The organism is Endozoicomonas sp. ONNA2 (genome assembly GCF_024606365.1).
Classification (GTDB): domain Bacteria; phylum Pseudomonadota; class Gammaproteobacteria; order Pseudomonadales; family Endozoicomonadaceae; genus Endozoicomonas.
This window is the reverse complement of the sequence record NZ_JAHHPO010000170.1, coordinates 1-1,036: the sequence shown is the minus strand read 5'-3', so window position 1 is coordinate 1,036 and position 1,036 is coordinate 1. Positions and strand designations below refer to the sequence as shown.

The 1,036-nt window shown below is 45.8% G+C and carries 1 protein-coding gene; it reads right to left on the bottom strand.

What is annotated here, in order from left to right; all coding sequences use genetic code 11:
• Positions 1–222: 222 nt before the first annotated feature.
• Positions 223–798: a hypothetical protein gene (locus KDK14_RS03110; protein ID WP_257263560.1), complete on the bottom strand. Its 576-nt coding sequence runs from the start codon at positions 796–798 to the stop codon at positions 223–225.
• Positions 799–1,036 lie beyond the last annotated feature (238 nt).

The window sequence follows — 1,036 nt, the reverse complement described above, 5'->3', positions numbered from 1 at the left end:
TTCGTCAAATAGCCCCGCTATTCTCCTCAGAATCAGAAATTTTTATCCTCAATTTTCTGCCATTCTTGCTACGGGGACGCCCAGTCCGGTGCCATTCTCGGGCAGCCCCCAGGCTTCGTGTGTCCCTTCAACGATGACAAATAATCATCTTGATGGGCGTCGGCCTGCATTTTAATACGGTCTTCCCGTTTTGGTAAGCGCAGGCCTTTTGCACCGAACAACTCATTGCCCGACGACATCATTTGCATTAATCAGATGAACCAATTTATTTAAGTCCAGGCGTTTTCTTAACAATGCCGTGTGGAGATCCGTTAAGAACTGGGTCGACAAAGGCCCATTTGTGATGCTTGATGGGCTTTCGCCACCATCATATCTCGTCATCAAAATAATATCAGACCGACTGTCATTACCGGATCTGAGGGCAACCTGTTTGGTCGACATGTCGTTTTTAAATGATGTGCTTTTAAGAATTTTGCCAAGAAATGTTTCACACCCTATTTCACCGACCACGTTACCCCGGTCATAAACACCAACGACCCTGGCATCACACTCTTTCAGAACGTCCTTGAGCTTTTGCTTATTATCTGTAATGCCAGTTGCCGTAGAAGAGCCAGTGGCAGACGTTGCACGTGAACCATAATTTACAGACGTTGCACGTGAACCATAGTCAGAAGCGAGTGAGCTAGAATGTTGAGCAGTCCTCACCGGAGGTCTTGAATAATCCGAATTGTGTGCTGCCCGGCCAGAGTGAATAACAGGGGGACGAAGACTCCTGGTGGGTGAAACAGTTGTTACCACCTTGCGAGAACCAGAAGGTCGGGAACCCGTATCTTTTAAACTGCGAGATTCAACATATACGTGACTTGGCCGTTCCTGGCAAGGTCCATCTACTACCTTTCTGCCTTTCCACGGGGCAAGTTTGGTGTCATTCGGTTTCGATGTTGGTAAAGATGTTCTTTGAATGTCACCAGTCCGAATTTCTGACAAAAGTCCCATAATATACTCCTTCAATAATTTAATTTAATTTAATTTAACA